The sequence below is a fragment of the Nocardia sp. JCM 34519.1 genome, assembly GCF_020361265.1.
In the GTDB taxonomy this organism is placed as follows: domain Bacteria; phylum Actinomycetota; class Actinomycetes; order Mycobacteriales; family Mycobacteriaceae; genus Nocardia; species Nocardia arthritidis_A.
The window spans coordinates 669,634-686,936 of the sequence record NZ_JAIRBR010000001.1 but is presented as its reverse complement, the minus strand read 5'-3'; the positions used below and the strand labels follow the sequence as shown (position 1 = coordinate 686,936).

The window sequence follows — 17,303 nt, the reverse complement described above, 5'->3', positions numbered from 1 at the left end:
CAGGGCGAATTCGTTGAAGCCCGAGGTGTCCCGATTCAGACCGATTCCGGCCCGGCTTTGATGTCGGTGGTTTCGGGCACGCCGGTATGCGCCGCGATCGCGGCGACGAGGTCGTACAGCGTGCGGAATCCGCCCTGCGGATGGCCGTCGTTCTCACCGGTGTTGCGGCCGCCGAGGAGCTGTTCCCGGACGTCCTTGGCATCGGAGCCCATCGGCCCGATGTAGCTGACCATGAATTCGGCGAACCACTTGGGTGTCAATATCTTTCCCGCGACGGCCTCGGCGATGGCATCGATATCGGCCTGGTTCAAGGTGGGTTCGGGCGCCGCCGACCCCACGCCGCATGCCGCGGCGAATTCTTGGGCGTCCAGGCCGTCGGCGGAGTTCATATCGCAGTTGCCGAACGGCGGACAGCCCTCGGGTAGGCCGCCACCATAGCCGTTGCCGTCGGTGTACTGGTGCGCGATCTTTCCGGGCAGGTCCGGGTTGTAGCCGTACGCGGCGGCGACGACCCGCAGTCCGTCGGGGCGTACGGGCCACATGTTGTAGAAATCGGTCGGGTTGGCGTATCCGATCACGCGCGCAGGGTCGCCGAGCCAGTCGGCGAGGTTCCAGTAGGTGCGGTTGATCCAGTCGGAGCCGTCGCCGGGCGGGTTGCCGCCGGATTCCACATCGAGCATCGCGACCATTTTCGGGTGTGGGCCGCCGAGCGCGCTCACCATGTTCCGGTGCGTGTTGACGGTGTCGAGCCAGTTCGGGCGTAGGTAGAGATAGACGATGAAGAAGGCCAGCCGCCCGGAATCGACTGCGCTGGTGGACCATTGGTAATTGGCGGCGAAGTTGGGGTCCTGGAAGGTGCCGTCGTTGGAGCGGAAGCTGAAGACCTCGTAGGGGTAGGAGTCGTCGACCGGCGGTTGGTAGTAGCTGACATCGGCGAACAGGGTGTCGGTCATCGCAGCCTCCATTGGCCCGGGGCGATACATCCCAAACAGTTGGTACCCAACAACTTTCCGGGCAAAACCCAACCGAGTTCAATCCTATGCCCCGGATTCCGGGTGGATGGGCTGTTTTGCACCGGTACTGGATGGTCATTTCCGGTGAACCGCGGCAAGCGGAGTATGACCAGTCCAAGCCCGGATAGGGCGAATCGTGCTCGAGTCCCGGATTTGTTTCGGCGTCGGCCGGTAGGGATATGACCGCACCACGCAGCTGGTATGTGCGTATCAACAAGTCGGCCCACGCGGGCGGGGCTCGACCTCGGCAAGGTCATACCGTTTGGTCGATTTCTTCGCAAATTGCGCGGCAGATCACGGTCGACCGGCTCGAAATCTTGACGAAATGTGCAGTGAGTCAACGTAATTGGATACTACATACCGTATCGTCGGCTTCCTCGCCGGATAATTGCGCGAAATGTCCTGCCCCCAAAACGTTTGTCTCGGGGTTTCGCCAAAATCCAACTGCCTCAACTGAATTCGATGACCAGTCGACGATGCTTCGTTTATGCTCGGAAGGTCCGGTCATCGGACTATTCGTTGGCCGCTCGGCGTCAGCATCGAGTGGTTGGCGCTGTGCGTGTTCCTCGAGGGGAGGTGTCATGAAAATCCGTCGTACTTCGAAAGTTGTCGCGCTGACCGCGGTTCATCTGTGATCCGGCAGCGACGTGGGGCGGCCCGGCGGGGGCGCCCCACCCTCCCTGAATTCTCATGAAAGGTTGGACGGCGCGGTGACCCGAACCATCCCCAACAAGCCCCACCTCCTGGCGGAGGTGTCGGAGGCGGTTCCCGGTACCTTCGAATTACGTTGCGGGGAGGTGACATTCGAGGTCGAACCGGATGAGGGCGTGACCGCCGAACAACTCGGCACGGTATTGCGCGCGGCCGACGGATCCGCCTCCATCGCCGAGATCTCGGCGCGCAGCGGCCTGCCCGAGGACAAACTGGCCACGGTGCTGCTGCCTGCGCAGATCTCCGGATTGCTCGATGATCGCTCGACGCCCGCCACCGAATCCGCGCTCGTGGTGCTCGGCGCCGTCGAACACGTGGTGAACCGGCTGCTGGAGGAGTTGGTTTTCGCGGGCCCATTCTGGGAGGCGATACTCCACAAGCCCGAACAGGTCGATCCACACGTGTATTACGGGTTCGGCCTGGAGAATTGGTTCTTCCTGTCCCGGGAATGCGAATTCGATTCGGCGATACTGGCCTACCCGACCAGCGATGCCATTCGCTCCATGGCCAACGACTTCTACCACGAGGAACACCGGCACGACGATATCGTCGTCCAGGCCTTCGAGAACCTCGGCATCACCAGGCAGGCCCTGGTCGCGGCCCGCCCGCTGCCGACAACATCGGGGCTGATCAAACTGCTGTCGTGGTGGGCGCGCACCGATCCGCTGTTCTTCATCGCCACCATCGGCATTCTGGAGGGCAGGCTGGAAAAGGCCGAGGGCGAGGGCGCCAACTACGACTCGTTCCTGCGAGCCTGCGGAATCGCCGGTATCGCACCGCATTTCGTCGAGCCGATGCGCAGACATGCCAAGGTGAACGCGAGCCACGATCACGGCAGCGTCAGCCGGGAATTCTTCGCGGCGCTGCCGCCGCTGCCGGTCGGCACGCTGGAGCGGCTGGTCGGCAAGGCGCATCTGTTCGTGGAGGCGTACGCGGAATTCTTCAACGGAATCCTGGACTACTACAGCGATTCGGCGCGGCCGCTGGTCCGCACCGGCACAACCTCGGGAGTGGCAGATGTCCGGTCATGAACTGTTGCGGCGCCCCGCCCTGCGCCGCGAGGTCGAAATCGGCGAATTGGCCGACGGCATCCGGCTTTCCTATCTGGACGGAAAGCGCTGGATCGAACTCGAATACCTGGAGGGCCGGGCCGAGGAGTCGCGAAAGTTCTTCGCGCTGCTCGAATCCGGTACGCACACCACCGACGACCTCGCCGCCGGATTCCCGGGCAGCCGAGCCGAATTCGACGATGTGCTGGCCGCGCTGGACGAGCAGGGCATGCTCATCGACGCGGGCGGGGACGAGCTGGACGGCGGTACGACGGGTGTCGGCGCGTACGGGCATCTCAAACGCGCCGCGGACGCCGCGCGCGCGAATATCCGCAGCCCGTTCACCGAGGCGATGATTTCCGGGGCGATCGCCAGGAATCAGATCATCGGATACGCCATCGAATACTGGCACGTCACCCACCTGTGCCCGCGCGCGCTCGCACCGCTGTTGGCGCGCGACGACATCGGAATCGATGTGTGGCAGCAATTCATGGCCTTCTACCAAATGGAACGCAACCACGACCGGATGCTGGAGAAGTCGTTGCAGGCCGTCGGCATCACCCGCGACGATCTGCTTCGCATGCAGCCGCTGCCCGCGACCATGTCGATCATGGCCACCATGGGCGTGCTCGCCTACCAATTCCCGCTCGGCATTCTCAGCACGCTGTTCCCGATGGAGGAACCGGAGCCGGACTTCCTCGAGCTGTTCCTCACCCGCTGCCGGGAACATGAACTGCCGGAGGAATTCTCGCGGCCGATCGCCGCGCATTCGGGTGTCAACGAGGATGAGGAGCACGAGGCGGTCAGTCTGGATCTGCTCGCGCAATTCTCCTTCGTCGGCGCCGAGGAACGCAACGAATGCGCCAAGGTGGTGGTCGACATCATCGAACATCGGGCCCGGCTGGACGCCCAGATCATGACCTGGTACGCCGAGGGCGGTCCGCGGATTTTCACCGCCGACGCGTATCCGGTCGCCGTGGGAAAGACGATGACATGCAAGCCGTTGGCCGCCTTGTTCTGATCGCGCTCGCGGCCATTTGGGGTTCGAATTTCCTACTGGTCGATGTGGCCCTCGGTGGCTCCGACCCGGCCCAGATCGTCGCGGCGCGACTGTGGCTGGGCGGGGCCATCCTGCTGGGATGTTGCCTGGTGCTGCGCAGCCGGATGCCGCGCGGCTGGGGAATTTGGGTGCGGTTGCTGGTGATGGGGGTGCTCGGCCAAGCGCTGCCGTGGCTGCTGTTCGCCTGGGGGCAGGAGCAGGTGTCGGTGAGCATGGCGGGCATCTACAACAGCGTCACCCCGCTGGCCTCGCTACCGGTGGTTTGGTTATTGCTGCGGCACAAGGGAAGTCGCGGTGAAACCACGGCATCGGTGCTCGGCTTCGCCGGTATCGTCGTGCTGATGGCGCCGTGGTCGGATGGCTCGCGGTCCTCGCTGCTCGGCCAGCTCGCCTGCCTCGCCGGTGCCGTCTGCTACGCCATCGCCTATGCCTACGCCAAACATTTGATCAGCAATCTCGGATATTCGAAGGTGTCGCTGGCGGCCACCCAGGCGTTGGTCGCCGGTGTGCTGATGCTCGTGGTCGCGGCGCCGCAGCTCGGCCATCGGATCGACGCCACCCCGGCGGTGGTGGGTTCCCTTGTCGCCCTTGGCATAAGCACGGCCGTAGCGTTTCTGCTCAACTACTGGTTGATCGCGACGGTGGGCCCGCTGCAAGCCGGACTGGCCTTCTACCTGATGCCGATCTTCGCCGTCATCCTCGGCATCACCGTTCGCGGCGACGTCCTGCACCCGAACCAGATCCTCGGTGCCGCAATAGTATTCGCAGCCCTGGTGGTGCAATACGCGATGGATCGGCGGGGCGCCGAGCCGGAGGCGCGCGTCGAAGCGGGAGAACCGTTGGGCGGCACGGAGTTACCGCGCCGTGCCGAGGTCGGCGACGACCGGACCTGACAGGTGGTCAGCTCCCACGCGGATAGATGCGGACGATGGCGCCACCCGGATCGGCGGTGAGATAGCCGGAGTCGTAGTCGTCGCCGAGGTAGACCAGGATCGTCGGACAGGGTGTGAGCGGTTCGGGTCACCAGGTGACGGGTAGTTCGGTCAGGCCGCCGGTGAGGGTGTCTTCGCGGACGGTGAGATCTTGTGGGTCGACGGTCAGGCGCATGTTCGGGAAGCGGGGGATGAGTTGGGCGAAGACGGTGCGCAATTCGAGGCGGGCGAGTGGGGCGCCCAGGCAATAGTGGGCTCCGTAGCCGAAGGTTAGGTGGTGTGCGGCATTTCGGGTGATGTCGGTGTGGTCCGGGTCGGGGAAGGCGGCGGGATCGTGGTTGGCGCAGTGGGTGTCGAGCAGGACCAGATCGCCGGTGCGGATCTGGACGCCCGCGAACTCGAAATCCACTCGGGCGTAGCGGGGGATGCCGCCGCTGCCGCCGCCGGTCCGGGCCCGCAGCAGCTCGTCGACGGCATTCGGCAGCAGTGCTGGGTCCTGCGAAAGGGCCTGCCACTGTTCATGATTCGCCAGTAGCAGCAGGGCGCCGTTACCGATCTCGACCACGGTGGTCTCGTGGCCCGCGAACAGCAGCCCGACAGCGGTCATCGCGGCCTCCTCGTCGGAGACATCGGGCATGGCGCACAGTCGCGAGATGACGTCGTCGGCGGGGTTCGCGCGCTTATGCCGCACCAATTCCAGTCCATAGCCGAATAATTCGGCGATGCCGCGTTCGGAGATACTGCGGTCGCGAATGTTCCCGGCGTCCTGTGTCCAACCCCGGAAGCGATCGCGATCGGCGTACGGCACGCCGAGCAGTTCGCAGATCACCAGGATCGGCAGTGGCAGTGCGAGTTTCGCGACGAGATCGGCGGGTGGGCCGGATTCGGCGAGCGCGTCGAGCAGTTCGGTGGTGAGCGCGTCGACCCGCGACTGTAGCGCCCGCACCCGCCGCGGCGTGAAGTGCGGCTGCATGAGCGCACGCATTCTGGCGTGGTCGGCGCGTTCGGTGTCGAAGTTACCGAGCGGGCCACCGAACAGCGCCGAATCGCCGGTGCGGGCCGCGCGTTCCGGCTCGGGATGGGCGCGGCCGAGCCGGTCGTCGTCGAGCAGCCGCCGCACCTCGGCATATCCGGTGACCAACCAGGCCGGATCGCCGACCGGTGTGCGGGCGCGATGAATCACGCCTGTTTTCAACATATTTCGTAGTTCCGATACCGGGTGCAGCGGATTTCCGCCTGCCAGCGGCAGCTGAATCGGGGTCGTCACGACGCCCTCCTGTATACAAACAATCTTGTATAAGATGACTTAAACAAGAGTAAATGTATAATCCGATCTAAACAAGAGGAGGATTCGGATGGTGGCGACGAGGCGCCTGCCCAGGGCCGAGCGGCGCGAACAAATCCTGGCGGCAGCCACCCGCGCCTTCGCTCAAGGCGGTTTCGCGGGCACCGGCCTCGACGCGATCGCCGCCGAGGCGGGTATCACGCCGGTGATCCTGTACCGCCACTTCGCCTCGAAGGCCGACCTCTACCGCGCCGTCCTGGAAAACGGCCGGGAGCGACTGCGCGCCACCGTCGGATCCGGCGAAACCGCCATCCCCTCGCTGCTCCGCGCGGCCGCCGCCGATCCGGACGCCTTCCGTCTGCTGTTCCGCCACGCCGCCCGCGAACCGGAGTTCCGTGACGTCACCGACGCCCTGCGCACCAACTCCATCGAAATCGCCGAACACCAACTCGCCCAACGTATTCCGGACCAACGCTGGCGCGAATGGGCCGCCCGCCTGCTCCCCGCCCTCACCACCGAGGCGGTGATCGCCTGGCTCGACGCCGGCCAACCCGACCCGGACCGAGCCGCCGCCCACATCGCCCGCGTCGTCGCATCGGTCGTCGAATCCGCCGGTCTCTAGCCCCATCCCTCATCGAATCGCTGCGCGATGCTAAGGCTCAATCCGTCGCCCCGGCGGTGCCGGAAATGGCGCGGATCCGGGTTCAGCCCGCGTTTCGGTAGACGCCGGGGGTGATGCCGTAGCAGCGGCGGAACCAGCGGGTGAGGTGCGCCTGGTCGGCGAAGCCGGATTCGATGGCGGCCTCGCTGACGGGGCGACCGGCGATGAGGAGTCTGCGGGCGGCGCGCAGCCGCAGCAGGCGCTGGTAATCGCTCGGCGCCAGACCGTAATTCGCGCGGAAGGCGCGGTAGAGGGCGAAGCGGCTGGCTCCGCTGGCGGCGACGAGATCGTCCATCGAGAGCGGGTCGAGGTAGCGCTCGTCGAGCAGTGCGCGCACCCGCGCGGCGATATCGGAACCGTTGCCGGATATTGGAACAACGGTGCGGCGCAACGGGTTACGTGCACCGCGACGCACCATGGCGGATACCGTCGCGGCCAGCGCCTCATCGGCGGCCAGTGGCGTCGCCGGACCGTCCAGTGCGCCGATCAGCCTGCGCAGCGCGCCGGAGAGTAGCTGGTCGGGCAGTACCGGATCGGTGAACAGCGGCAGCCCGGTGGTGCGGCCCGCCTGATCGCTGAGCAGATCGGTCACCAGATCAGGGCCGATATGCACGATCGAATAGGTGAAGCCCAATTCGGTGGTGCTGTGCCCGTCGTGCGGTTCGTCGGGGTTGAAGGCCATCACCATGCCCGCCGCGCTCACCCGCGCGGCGCCCCGGCAATCGAAGCTCTGCGCACCGTATTCGGTGATCCCGAACGAATACGTCTCGTGGGTGTGTAGGTGGTAGGTGTGGCGCTCGAAATGCGCGTGCATCACTTCGACCGGCCGATCCGGCATTCGCCGATAATTCACCCACTCACCGTTCGCCACCCGTCCATTGTCCCCGCACCAGCGTTCAATACCGCGCCCCGGCCTCCGGCAACGATCGATGACGTGCGTATACGTCTGCTACTGATCTTGGTGATGGCGCTGTGGGGCAGCGCGTTCGCGTCGTCGAAGCTGGCGGTGCGCGAGGTACCGCACGAGGTCGCCGGATTCCTCCGCTTCTTCATCGGGACCATCGCGCTGGTGGTCGTGCTGCGATTGCCGCGGCTGCGCCCGCGTGACGCGGCGCGGGTCGGCGGGCTCGGCCTGGTGGGCGTCTTCGGCTACAACGTCTGCTTCTTTCTGGGACTTTCGCTGGCACCCGCCGCCGACGGCAGCGTGATCGTCCCGATGTGCGCGCCGGTGGTCACCCTGGTGGTGACCGCGCTGCTCGGCCGCACCGCGATCACCCCGATGCGTGCGGCCGGGTTGACCGCGGCGGTCGCGGGCGGTGTCGTCTTCTTCATCGGCATCCCGGATTCCGGCGGCAACCGCCTCCTCGGCGATCTGATCTTTCTGGGCGCGGCCGTCTGCTGGGCGGCGTACACCGTACTCGGGGCGCCCATACTGTCCCGGCTCTCCGCCCCGACGGTCACCATATACGCCACGGCCGCAGGCAGTTTGGCCCTGGGACTTTTCGCGACGCCGGAGTTCTCGCGGGTCGATTGGTCGGGCCTCGGGCTCGAATTCTGGCTCAATCAGGCCTATCTCGGCATTTTGCCGACCGCACTCGCCTATGTCCTGTACTACCGCGCGGTCGGCCAGGTCGGTCCCGCGGTCGCCGCATCGGCCATGTTCCTGGTGCCCGCCTTCGGCCTGGCCTGCGCCTGGGTGCTGCTCGGTGAATCCATCGCACCGGTGCAGGCGGCGGGCGCGGCGCTGATGTTCGTCGGCGCCTGGCTGAACAGCCGCAGTGTGCAGCCGAAAACCATTGTGCCGCAGGAGGTTACGGAAGACTCGTCGAGTCGAGCGGTTCGAGCATAGCCCCGGCGAAGGTGATGATCTCGGTCGCGTCGAGCAGCTCCTCCTCGGTCTCCTCGCCGACATAGAGGTCGATATGCTTCGGGCCGCCGAGGCCCGGCGTCGACTCGTCACCGATAACCCATTCCGCCGCCTTGAATTTGGCGCAGGTGCGGTCGTCCTTGGCGTCGATGATGCCGCAGTCGGTGAGCCGCAGCCGGGTGCCGGGTTCCAGCCCGTCGGCCGCTGCGCTGCGGAACGGTTGCAGCACTGCGCCGTTCGGATCGCGCGGCTGGCTGTCGAGGCGGAAACCGACATCGTAGGACCAGTTCAGGTATTCGCCCGCGTGCGGTCCGTCGGTGATCCGGCCGGTGCCCTGATCGCGCACCGCATCGATGAAATCGTCCGGGAATTCGCCGAGTTCGGTGTCCGATTCGGTGCAGTCGAAATCGGCGCAGCCGCGCACCGTATGCGTCGGGCCGTCATAGAACGACTGGACCGCCGTGTAGTAGACGCCGACGGTCCAATCCGACCACTCGTTCTCGGGGCCCGCATCGCACGCGGCGGCGAGCACCGACACGGCCAGCAAACCGAGACCGAACCTCACGCACCGATCCTACGGCGTGCTCGGCGCGACCGTCTCCCGCCGGAAAGCCGCAGCATGTGCGGTTGCCCACTGGGCGAAGGAGCGCGGCTCGCGACCGGTGACCGAGCGCACCGTCGGATACACCACCGAGGCGAACGCCGACAGCGCGGTCGCCCGCAACGCCATGATCGCATCGGCCATTTCGGCGGAGATCCCGTATGCGAGCAGCGATTGCCGGGACTGCTCGGGCGCCACCTCGACATAGCGCAGCGGCCGGCCGAGCACCTCGCCGAGGATTTCGGTCTGTTCGACGGGGGAGAGCGGCTGCGGTCCGCTCAGCGGGTAGATCTCGCCCGCATGTCCGCCCTCGGTCAGCGTCGCGGCGGCGACGGCGGCGATGTCCTCGGGGTCGATCGCGGCGATGCGGCCCTGGCCGTACGGTGCGTATACGGTGTCCGTTTCGCGGATGGTACCCGCCCAGTGCAGCGCATTGGACATGAAACCCAACGGCCGCAGGATGGTCCACGGCACCCCGGCCGCGCGCACGGCCGCTTCGCCCGCGCGATGCCAGGTCGGGATCGGATCGGTGGCGGTGTCGTCACCGGCCCGGCCCGCCGAGAGTTTCACCAACCGGCGCACCCCCGCCGCGGCCGCCGCCTCGGCGACGTTCGCATCGTGTTCGGGTATCGCCGGACCGCTGGACACAAGGAACACCCGGTCGACGCCGGACAGCGCGGCGGCGATCGTGGCCGGATCGCCGAGATCGCCACGCCGCACCTCGACGGCGTCCGGGAGGTTCGCCGTGGCGGGCGTCCTGGTCATCGCGCATACGGGCGCGCCGGCGGCGAGTAGTCGGTCGATCAGTGCGCGGCCGACCGTCCCAGTGGCTCCGGTCACGAGAATCATTGCGGTACTTCCTTTTCCGATGGTTCGGCGATGTCGTGCTCCAGCATCGGGCCGCACCGCCACCAACTCCATCTACCACTGGAATCTCGCGGAATACTTCCGCAATGATGGCAATCGTGAAAGAAATGACCACACTCGACGAGGTGGACCGCGGTCTGATCCATGCCCTGAACATCGACGGGCGGGCCCCGTTCACCCGGATCGGGACGGTGCTCGGCGTCTCCACCCAGACCGTCGCCCGCCGTTATCGCAAGCTGCGCGCGGCGGGCCTGCGTGTGGTCGGCCTACCCGATCCGGACAGGGCGGGCCAGTCGCAGTGGGTGGTTCGCCTCACCGTGACCACCGCGACGGCGCAGAAGCTCGCGCATGCGCTCGCCCGGCGCCCGGATACGTCCTGGGTCAAGCTGATCTCCGGCGGCACCGAAATACTCTTCGTCGTCGATGTCCCGCACGGTGCGGCCGCGAAATCGATTCTGTTGCATGATCTTCCGCGCACATCCGGCATCACGGGCAGCTCCGCCCATTTGGTGCTGCACACCTATCGCGGCGGACCGACGGCCTGGCACGGTCACCGCGGCGTCCTCGACGCGGCCCAGCGTGACGCGCTCGACTGGTCGCCACCGGCCGGTCGTTCGGAATCCCGTGCGGTATCCGGATTTTCAGCCCAGGACCGGGCGCTGCTGACCGCGTTGAGCCGCGACGGCCGAGCCGGCCTGGCCGAGCTGGCCGCGGCCACCGGCTGGTCCCAGGCGACGGTGACGCGCAGGCTGGCCGAACTGCGCGCGACCGGATCGCTGTTCTTCGACGTGGAATTCGACGACACGCTACTCGGCGCGACCACGCGGGCGCTGCTGTGGATGTCGGTGGCGCCCGCCGAATTGGACGGCGTCGCAAGGGCACTCGCCGAACATGAGGAACTGGCCTTCGTCGCCGCCACCACGGGCGCGACAAACCTTGTCGCCCAAGCCATGTGCGCCGACCCGGTGGCACTGCACCGCTACCTGACCACCCGGCTCGCCGCGTTGCCCGCCATCCGGACGCTGGAATCCGCGCCCGTGCTGGTGACGGTCAAGGCGGCGGGCCGGGCGGTCAATCGTCTCGTCTGACAACGAAAGACGTTGCGGTTCACTCCAATTCCGGCGGTCGCGGCCACGGATTGTGCTCCAGTCGCTCTATCGATCCGTTGAGCCGCGCGATCAGCGCGCTCAGCTGCGCGACATCGGCGTCGGACCAGTCGGCCACCACCGCACCGATCCCGTCGTGGCTCTGCAGCCGATCCGCGGCGAGCATTTCCAGCCCCTTCGCACTGGCCCGCACCTTGCGCGCGATTCCGCCTTCCGGGTCGGCGACCCGCTCGACGAGATCCGCCTTGAGCATCGCGGCCACCTGCCGGTTGATCGTGGAGATGTCGAGTTGGAAGGCCTCGGACAGCTCCCGCAGACTCAGTGGGGCGTCGATTTCCAGGCGGGTGAGGATCAGGAACGCCGATCTGTCCAGTTGGAAGCCGGGCCGCCGCAGTACCGAGGCGGGAAAGTGCCGAGAGAGCAGGGTCAGCTCGAAGACGAGACGGGAGAATGCCTTGCTGTCTGGGGCACCGGTCATGGCCCTCACTATGTCGCCGGTATCACGGTCATAGCAAATTGTGCACCATACATAGGATGTGTAGCGTACACATTCATGACTGTTGCTGCCGACGCGTCTGCCAAGACCGTCTCCACCGGCGATCGGCGCAAGACACCGCCCGCCCTCCTCATCGCCACCCTCGGCACGGTCGGTGTCGTCGTCTCGCTCATGCAGACGCTGGTCATCCCGATCATTCCCAAACTGCCCACGCTGCTGAACACCTCCGCGTCCAACGCGTCCTGGGTGGTCACCGCGACGCTGCTGGCGGGCGCCGTCGCGACCCCGATAAGCGGCCGCCTCGGCGATATGTTCGGCAAGCGCCGGGTGCTCTTCGCCAACCTGGTGCTGCTCGTCGCGGGCTCGGTCGTGTGCGCGACCTTCTCCTCGCTGGTGCCCGAGATCGTCGGGCGTTCGCTGCAGGGCGCCGCGGTCGGTGCGATTCCGCTCGGCATCAGCATCATGCGCGACGAGCTGCCCGCCGAGAAGGTCGGCGGCGCGATGGCGATCATGAGCGCGACGCTCGGCGTCGGCGGCGCACTCGGCCTGCCGCTGGCCGCCGCGATCGCGCAGAACTACGACTGGCACATGCTGTTCTGGACCGCGGGCGCGCTCGGTCTGCTCTGCGCCGTGCTGTGCTTCGTCTTCGTGCCCGAATCCCCGGTGCACACCCCCGCCCGCTTCGATTTCGGTGGCGCGGTTGGACTTTCGATCGCCCTGCTGGCACTGCTCATCCCGATCACCAAGGGCGCCGACTGGGGCTGGGCCAGTACGAGCACGCTCGGCCTGTTCGGGCTCTCCGTCGTGGTGTTCCTGATCTGGGGCTTCTTCGAACTGCGTCAGAAGTCGCCGCTGGTCGACCTGCGGGTCTCGGCGCGGCCGCGGGTGCTGTTCACCAATATCGCGTCGATCGCGGTCGGCTTCGCGCTGTACGGCATGTCCATGACCTTCCCGCAGCTGCTCATGGCCCCGGAGAAGACCGGCTACGGCTTCGGCCTCACCATGGTGAACGCCGGATTGGCGCTGGCCCCAACCGGTTTCGTGATGATGCTGCTCTCGCCGGTGTCGGCCAGGCTGTCCGCCTCGCGCGGCCCGAAGGTCACCCTGGCGCTCGGCTCCGCGGTGATCGCGGCGGGCTACCTGTGCGCGCTGGTGCTGATGAACAGCGTGTGGGAGATCATGGTCGCCTCGATGATCATCGCGGGCGGTATCGGTCTCGCCTATGCCGCGATGCCCGCGCTGATCATGGGCGCGGTCCCGATCACCGAGACCGCGGCGGCCAACGGCCTCAACTCGCTGATGCGCTCCATCGGCACCTCCACCTCCTCGGCGGTGATGAGCGTGGTGCTCGCCCATATGACCATGCAGCTCGGCAAGTTCGTGCTGCCCTCGCGGGAGGGTTTCCACACCACCTTCCTGATCGCGACGGCCGCCGCGGCGGCGGGCATCCTGATCAGCCTGTGCATTCCGATGCGCAAGGCAGCCGACGCCGCCGCATAATCGCCCGGCGCAAGATCTCTCGGGCAATGGCGCCCGAACGACCTTGGGGCCGAACGTCAACGATGACGTTCGGCCCCACTGTCGTTGCTGGGCACGGATTTACGACAACTCAGCGGTGAATTCGGCGAAGCATTCGGCAATGCGTTCCGGGAACTCGCCGTTGATCGCGTGTGAGGCCTCGGGCCAAATCTCCACCCGCGCACCGGGAATGCTGCGCGCCGTCGCGGCCGCCCGCTCGGCGTCGTGCACGATGCTGCGACCAGCCATGATGGCGAGCACCGGGATCTTGATTTCGGCGAGTTGAGCCTCGGTGGGCCGCACCGGAACCGGTTGCGCCTGCTGGAAATCCCGCATGGCGGAGGCGATCAGCCTGCCCTCCGGCACCGTCTCGTCGGCGCGGGCGCCACCGGAGATCCAGCTCAGTAGCCAATACCGCATCCGCATCGGCATACCGGGCAGCAGGCTGCCGAGTGAGACCGCGATCATCTTCCAGGTGATCGGCGCGAAGGTGTTCGCCGGATCGAGCAGCGTCACCGAGGCCGCGCTGTCCGGCCGGTACATGGCCACCTGGGTGGCCAGCCAGCCGCCGATGCTGTCGCCGAGCAGATGCGGGCGATCCAGTCCGAGACCGGCCAATGCCTCGGCCAGCCACTGTGCCTGATCCTCCGGCGTGACCAGGGGTTTGTGCTGGGTGCTCGCGCCGGGTTCGCCGATGCTGTCGAGCGACCATACGGTGCGCCGCGCGATCAGGCTCGGCAGATTCGCCCGCCACATCGGGGTCGAGGCCATCCTGCCGGACAGCAGCACCAGGGGTGTCCCGCCGTGCTCGCCCCAGCGATATCCGCGGACCGGTCCGAATGAGGTTGTGACGGAGGATTTTTCGTCAGGCTGGGGCATCTCGGCCATACCGTCGCGATATGCGGCGGCGAATCGCTCGAAACCGGTTCTGCTGGTGAAGTATCCGATTTTGGTGGTCGGCTTGCCGATGTTCGGTTCGAGAAAGAACTCGTCGTCGGTCATGGTTCAGAGGATAGGTCCGGCAAAAGAGGGGCGCATCCGAACGGATGCGCCCCTCTCTGTTCGGCCGAGCCGATGATCGACTGCGATTTCTGTTGTCAGACAGCGGATTTGATGTCGGTATGGACGAAATCGTTGCCTTTGTACAGTAATGGCCTACGCGTCACCGTTGCCAGTGCGTATGCGAAGCAGTCGCCCAAATTCAATCGCGCGGGATGCCCGCTGCCCTTGCCGAAATCGCGATAGGCCTCTCGGGCGATTGTCATCTGTTCGACGGATACCGGTGCCAGCTCTATGTCGGCATCCCGGACGAATTCGGCGAAGCGGCGAGTCAGTACCGGACTCCTCAGGCGGTCGACCTTGATTGCGACCTCGAAGTGGTTGACCACGGACATCATTCGGGCATTCGCCTTTTTGATCCGATCGAGGAAGACCTCGTATCCGGGCTCATCCGTGATGATGGCCACGAGTGCGGATGCATCGATGATCAAGCTGGCATCCCCTCGTCGTCATACAGGTCATCCGTGGTCAACAGCGCGCGCATCTCGGGTGTCATGATCCGGTGGATATCCGCTAGGATCTCGTCGATTCGTTCTCGGCGAGACTTTTGTGCCGTCCCTTGTTCGGCGTCGAGCTCTTTCAACATACGTTTCACTGCCTCCTCCACAACGCTGGTCTGCGACATACCCGTCCGCTCGGCCGCCTCGCGCACCAGGGCGTGTACCTTCTCGTTTTTGATGTTCAATCCCATAGTCAATATCCAATGTCTACCCCCGCGGAACAGGATGGTAGAACTCTACCGCCGTCACCGTGATAGCCGCAACGAATTAATTCGCGGCCGGATCGATGGAACCGACGGGCCCGTTGGTTCGTCGAAGTGAATATGACCCAACCTCGCGCCGCCGCGCCGCGGCGGATCGGCCGCTGGATCGCGGCGGTGCTCGCGATCGTCGCGCTCGCGGGCGCCGGTGCCGTGGGATTGCGCTGGTGGCAGGATAATTCGGCCGATGCGCCGATCGTCGGCACGCGAGTCGTCCAGTTTCCCGATATCGATCGGTCCGCGCTGGATCCTGTTCAGGCGCGGTTGGTTTCGGTGCTCGAGCGCGAATTCGACCATCCCGGAACCGGTCCGACGTATGCCGAGGGTGTCACCGAACCGTGGTGCGCCGATTTCGTCAGCTGGGTGATGCGGGAGGCCGGCGCACCGCTGGCGAATCCGAACTCCGGATCATGGCGCATTCCCGGCGTCTACACGCTGCAGGAGTATTACCAGGGGGCGGGCCGGTTCGCGCCGATCGCATCGGGTTATCAACCGCGCACCGGAGACGTGCTGCTCTACAACGATCCAAGCCCGTTTCATCAACACACGAACATCGTGCTCACCGCACGGGACGGCACGGTGACCACGATCGGCGGCAACGAACTGGGCGGTATTCGGATCCACCGCTTCGCGCTGGCCGACGATTCCGGAATTGTCGGATTCGGGCGGCTGTGATCCATGAACCCGAGAGTTGTTGCGCCGCAATCGACGCGGCTCGGAGTGTGCGCTGTCGGCGCGTCCGGCGTTGACCTCTACGATTGATTCGGCGGTGCCCGGCAGCACCGTCGATGATCCTCGTCCTGCCTCCCCCTCATCGGCAGGGCGGGGATCCCGGCTCGCGTATTTCAAACAGTCGCCCGCGTCGATTCGCGCCATGCCCCGAACCGACACCTTTGTCGCGTACCGTGTGCATGTCCGTTCGAAGGGTGAGGGTTTCGGAAGATTCTGATGCAGCCGACCGACGAAACGCGCCGGGCCATGGGAGCCGACGGGACGGTGGATGACGCCGCTCCCGCCTGGATCGACTATGCCGACTTCGGGGAACGCTTCGTCACACACGCCGTGACCGAGGACCGGATCGAGGCCGCGGTGGCCGGTATCGGCGGTCAGGGCATGAAGATCGGACCGTTCAATATCGGCCCGGCCGGACTCGCCGGATTCGTCGCCGAGGGAAAGGTCGGCGAGCCGCATGTGCTGCGCAGCGGTCCGCACGTCACCTTCGAGGTGACCGTTCCGGTATCGCTATCGCTGAAAGTCCTGCTCGGCGGGCGCAAACTGCGCTTCGAGGCGGTGGTCGAGATCGATATGACGATGCATGCGCGCACCGCCGATCCGGTACTCATCGTCATCGACATCCCGCCGCTCACTGCCCGCGACGTCAGCTTCGTGCTGCGGGCGCAGGCCATCGAGGCGGCGTGGGAGTGGATCCTGGACCCGATCGCCGGCCTGGTGCAGCGCGAGGTGGCCAATCGGGTCAATGCCATGCTGGCCGATCCGCAGGTGCGGCGCAGCCGCGTCTTCGACGTCGAGGCAATGGTTTCCGGCGTCCGGTCCGAACATCGCACCAAGGCCGAATTCGAGTGGATCGACTACGGCGAGTTCGGCCGCCGTTTCTTCGAGCGCATCGTCACACGGGACCGGGTGTTCCAGGTGGTCGAGCGGATGGCGGGTCGCCCGATCGAGGTCGGGCCGCTGCGCACCGGTCCGCGCAAATCGGCGACGGTGACGGTGCGCGGCGCGGTGCTGGTGCCGCGGCTGGCCGAGCGCGCCGAGCCCGAACTCCCGGCCGACCCGATCGTCTTCGACATGCTGCTGCCGGTGAGCCTGGACATCACCGTCGATGTGTTGAAGGCCAACAAATATCGCGCGGAGGTCGAGGTGCCGCTGGTGCTGACGGCGCGCGCCGCCGACCCGCTGCTGATCGTCATCGATGTGGCGCCGCCCGAAACCGCCGATGTCCGACTCGATTTCAAGGCGCACGGCATGCGCGCGGCGACACTCGGCGCGCTGGCCGGTATCCGCAAACAGGTTGTCGCGCAGGTGGTCCGGGTTATCCGCGCCGAACTCGCCGACCCGTCGAACCGCACCATCGACGTCGCCGCGCGCATAGACGGCGCTGCCTGAACGTCGACATCGGGTCCGATGATCTTGAAATACTTACGTGTTACAAGTGTGAACAGAGTTATCGCATGGGCCTAGCGGTTCATATGTGAGTGTGGTGAAATGAGTGCACGTTCGAGGCTCCCGGCGCGCGAGTGACACTTGGGGAAGGTGCGCCGGGTACGCTGGCCCGTTCCAAGCTCTCAGATCCACAACGG

Annotated in this window: 18 protein-coding genes; 9 read left to right on the top strand and 9 right to left on the bottom strand. The window is 66.0% G+C overall.

Translation table 11 applies throughout. The annotated features are described in order from the left end of the window. Window positions 1-35 precede the first annotated feature (35 nt). On the bottom strand, window positions 36-953 hold the full coding sequence (locus LGY53_RS03290; protein WP_225725121.1) for a hypothetical protein: 918 nt from the start codon (window positions 951-953) through the stop codon (window positions 36-38). Between the two features lie 770 nt (window positions 954-1,723). Between LGY53_RS03290 and LGY53_RS03285 the strand changes: the two genes are divergently transcribed. Genes LGY53_RS03285 through LGY53_RS03275 form a run of 3 tightly spaced genes read left to right on the top strand, consistent with a single transcriptional unit; the run spans window position 1,724 to window position 4,726 of the window. Next, a complete protein-coding gene (locus LGY53_RS03285; protein WP_225725120.1) occupies window positions 1,724-2,755 on the top strand; it encodes a hypothetical protein in 1,032 nt (343 codons plus the stop codon). Next, the gene (locus LGY53_RS03280; RefSeq protein WP_225725119.1) at window positions 2,742-3,794 is read left to right on the top strand and encodes an iron-containing redox enzyme family protein; all 1,053 of its coding nucleotides are present in this window, start codon (window positions 2,742-2,744) and stop codon (window positions 3,792-3,794) included. The genes LGY53_RS03285 and LGY53_RS03280 overlap by 14 nt, the downstream gene beginning before the upstream one ends. After that, window positions 3,767-4,726 (top strand): DMT family transporter, encoded by a 960-nt coding sequence (locus tag LGY53_RS03275; RefSeq protein ID WP_225725118.1) that lies wholly within the window; start codon window positions 3,767-3,769, stop codon window positions 4,724-4,726. Before LGY53_RS03280 ends, LGY53_RS03275 begins: the two co-directional genes overlap by 28 nt. Window positions 4,727-4,853: 127 nt before the next feature. On the opposite strand, the gene LGY53_RS03270 is transcribed toward LGY53_RS03275, so the two are convergent. After that, entirely contained in the window at window positions 4,854-5,963 is a 1,110-nt protein-coding gene (locus LGY53_RS03270; RefSeq protein ID WP_225725676.1) for a cytochrome P450, read from the bottom strand. A 157-nt stretch (window positions 5,964-6,120) separates the two neighbouring features. Here LGY53_RS03270 and LGY53_RS03265 point away from each other — a divergent pair, with 157 nt between their 5' ends. After that, window positions 6,121-6,672 carry a TetR/AcrR family transcriptional regulator gene (locus tag LGY53_RS03265; protein WP_225725117.1) on the top strand — a complete coding sequence of 184 codons (552 nt, stop codon included), beginning with the start codon at window positions 6,121-6,123 and terminating at the stop codon, window positions 6,670-6,672. Window positions 6,673-6,754: 82 nt separating this feature from the next. Here the strand turns inward: LGY53_RS03265 and LGY53_RS03260 are convergent, their stop codons facing one another. Continuing rightward, on the bottom strand, window positions 6,755-7,582 hold the full coding sequence (locus tag LGY53_RS03260; protein ID WP_225725116.1) for an AraC family transcriptional regulator: 828 nt from the start codon (window positions 7,580-7,582) through the stop codon (window positions 6,755-6,757). 63 nt (window positions 7,583-7,645) lie between these two features. Between LGY53_RS03260 and LGY53_RS03255 the strand changes: the two genes are divergently transcribed. Further along, complete coding sequence (locus LGY53_RS03255) at window positions 7,646-8,560, top strand: DMT family transporter (RefSeq protein WP_225725115.1); 915 nt, start codon at window positions 7,646-7,648, stop codon at window positions 8,558-8,560. Here the strand turns inward: LGY53_RS03255 and LGY53_RS03250 are convergent. Both LGY53_RS03250 and LGY53_RS03245 read right to left on the bottom strand, forming a co-directional pair. Beyond that, on the bottom strand, window positions 8,523-9,143 hold the full coding sequence (locus tag LGY53_RS03250; RefSeq protein ID WP_225725114.1) for a hypothetical protein: 621 nt from the start codon (window positions 9,141-9,143) through the stop codon (window positions 8,523-8,525). The two genes, LGY53_RS03255 and LGY53_RS03250, sit on opposite strands and share 38 nt — an antisense overlap. 9 nt (window positions 9,144-9,152) lie before the next feature. Further along, window positions 9,153-10,028: an SDR family oxidoreductase gene (locus LGY53_RS03245; protein ID WP_225725113.1), complete on the bottom strand. Its 876-nt coding sequence runs from the start codon at window positions 10,026-10,028 to the stop codon at window positions 9,153-9,155. Between the two features lie 125 nt (window positions 10,029-10,153). On the opposite strand from LGY53_RS03245, the gene LGY53_RS03240 reads away from it, so the two are divergent. Then, window positions 10,154-11,134 carry an Lrp/AsnC family transcriptional regulator gene (locus LGY53_RS03240; protein WP_225725112.1) on the top strand — a complete coding sequence of 327 codons (981 nt, stop codon included), beginning with the start codon at window positions 10,154-10,156 and terminating at the stop codon, window positions 11,132-11,134. A gap of 19 nt (window positions 11,135-11,153) precedes the next feature. Here the strand turns inward: LGY53_RS03240 and LGY53_RS03235 are convergent, their stop codons facing one another. Further along, window positions 11,154-11,630: a MarR family winged helix-turn-helix transcriptional regulator gene (locus tag LGY53_RS03235; protein ID WP_167477679.1), complete on the bottom strand. Its 477-nt coding sequence runs from the start codon at window positions 11,628-11,630 to the stop codon at window positions 11,154-11,156. A 75-nt stretch (window positions 11,631-11,705) separates the two neighbouring features. Between LGY53_RS03235 and LGY53_RS03230 the strand changes: the two genes are divergently transcribed. Further along, a complete protein-coding gene (locus tag LGY53_RS03230) occupies window positions 11,706-13,148 on the top strand; it encodes an MFS transporter (protein WP_225725111.1) in 1,443 nt (480 codons plus the stop codon). A gap of 99 nt (window positions 13,149-13,247) precedes the next feature. Here the strand turns inward: LGY53_RS03230 and LGY53_RS03225 are convergent, their stop codons facing one another. From LGY53_RS03225 to LGY53_RS03215, 3 genes are all read right to left on the bottom strand, one after another. After that, window positions 13,248-14,168: an alpha/beta fold hydrolase gene (locus LGY53_RS03225; protein ID WP_225725110.1), complete on the bottom strand. Its 921-nt coding sequence runs from the start codon at window positions 14,166-14,168 to the stop codon at window positions 13,248-13,250. 95 nt (window positions 14,169-14,263) lie between these two features. Continuing rightward, window positions 14,264-14,656 (bottom strand): type II toxin-antitoxin system VapC family toxin, encoded by a 393-nt coding sequence (locus LGY53_RS03220; protein WP_225725109.1) that lies wholly within the window; start codon window positions 14,654-14,656, stop codon window positions 14,264-14,266. After that, window positions 14,653-14,916: a type II toxin-antitoxin system VapB family antitoxin gene (locus tag LGY53_RS03215; protein ID WP_225725108.1), complete on the bottom strand. Its 264-nt coding sequence runs from the start codon at window positions 14,914-14,916 to the stop codon at window positions 14,653-14,655. The genes LGY53_RS03220 and LGY53_RS03215 overlap by 4 nt, the downstream gene beginning before the upstream one ends. A 132-nt stretch (window positions 14,917-15,048) precedes the next feature. Between LGY53_RS03215 and LGY53_RS03210 the strand changes: the two genes are divergently transcribed. Together LGY53_RS03210 and LGY53_RS03205 are read left to right on the top strand one after the other, a co-directional pair. Next, window positions 15,049-15,660: a CHAP domain-containing protein gene (locus LGY53_RS03210; RefSeq protein ID WP_225725107.1), complete on the top strand. Its 612-nt coding sequence runs from the start codon at window positions 15,049-15,051 to the stop codon at window positions 15,658-15,660. Between the two features lie 273 nt (window positions 15,661-15,933). After that, entirely contained in the window at window positions 15,934-17,109 is a 1,176-nt protein-coding gene (locus LGY53_RS03205; protein ID WP_225725106.1) for a hypothetical protein, read from the top strand. Window positions 17,110-17,303: the final 194 nt, after the last annotated feature.

Bases quoted from the DNA above. Each gene is read 5' to 3' on its own strand.
- LGY53_RS03205 (WP_225725106.1), top strand. From the start codon at position 15,934: ATGCAGCCGACCGACGAAACGCGCCGGGCCATGGGAGCCGACGGGACG.
- LGY53_RS03270 (WP_225725676.1), bottom strand. From the start codon at position 5,963: ATGTTGAAAACAGGCGTGATTCATCGCGCCCGCACACCGGTCGGCGAT.
- LGY53_RS03235 (WP_167477679.1), bottom strand. From the start codon at position 11,630: ATGACCGGTGCCCCAGACAGCAAGGCATTCTCCCGTCTCGTCTTCGAG.
- LGY53_RS03240 (WP_225725112.1), top strand. From the start codon at position 10,154: ATGACCACACTCGACGAGGTGGACCGCGGTCTGATCCATGCCCTGAAC.
- LGY53_RS03280 (WP_225725119.1), top strand. From the start codon at position 2,742: ATGTCCGGTCATGAACTGTTGCGGCGCCCCGCCCTGCGCCGCGAGGTC.
- LGY53_RS03275 (WP_225725118.1), top strand. From the start codon at position 3,767: ATGCAAGCCGTTGGCCGCCTTGTTCTGATCGCGCTCGCGGCCATTTGG.
- LGY53_RS03290 (WP_225725121.1), bottom strand. From the start codon at position 953: ATGACCGACACCCTGTTCGCCGATGTCAGCTACTACCAACCGCCGGTC.
- LGY53_RS03215 (WP_225725108.1), bottom strand. From the start codon at position 14,916: ATGGGATTGAACATCAAAAACGAGAAGGTACACGCCCTGGTGCGCGAG.
- LGY53_RS03225 (WP_225725110.1), bottom strand. From the start codon at position 14,168: ATGACCGACGACGAGTTCTTTCTCGAACCGAACATCGGCAAGCCGACC.
- LGY53_RS03265 (WP_225725117.1), top strand. From the start codon at position 6,121: ATGGTGGCGACGAGGCGCCTGCCCAGGGCCGAGCGGCGCGAACAAATC.
- LGY53_RS03230 (WP_225725111.1), top strand. From the start codon at position 11,706: ATGACTGTTGCTGCCGACGCGTCTGCCAAGACCGTCTCCACCGGCGAT.
- LGY53_RS03245 (WP_225725113.1), bottom strand. From the start codon at position 10,028: ATGATTCTCGTGACCGGAGCCACTGGGACGGTCGGCCGCGCACTGATC.
- LGY53_RS03210 (WP_225725107.1), top strand. From the start codon at position 15,049: ATGACCCAACCTCGCGCCGCCGCGCCGCGGCGGATCGGCCGCTGGATC.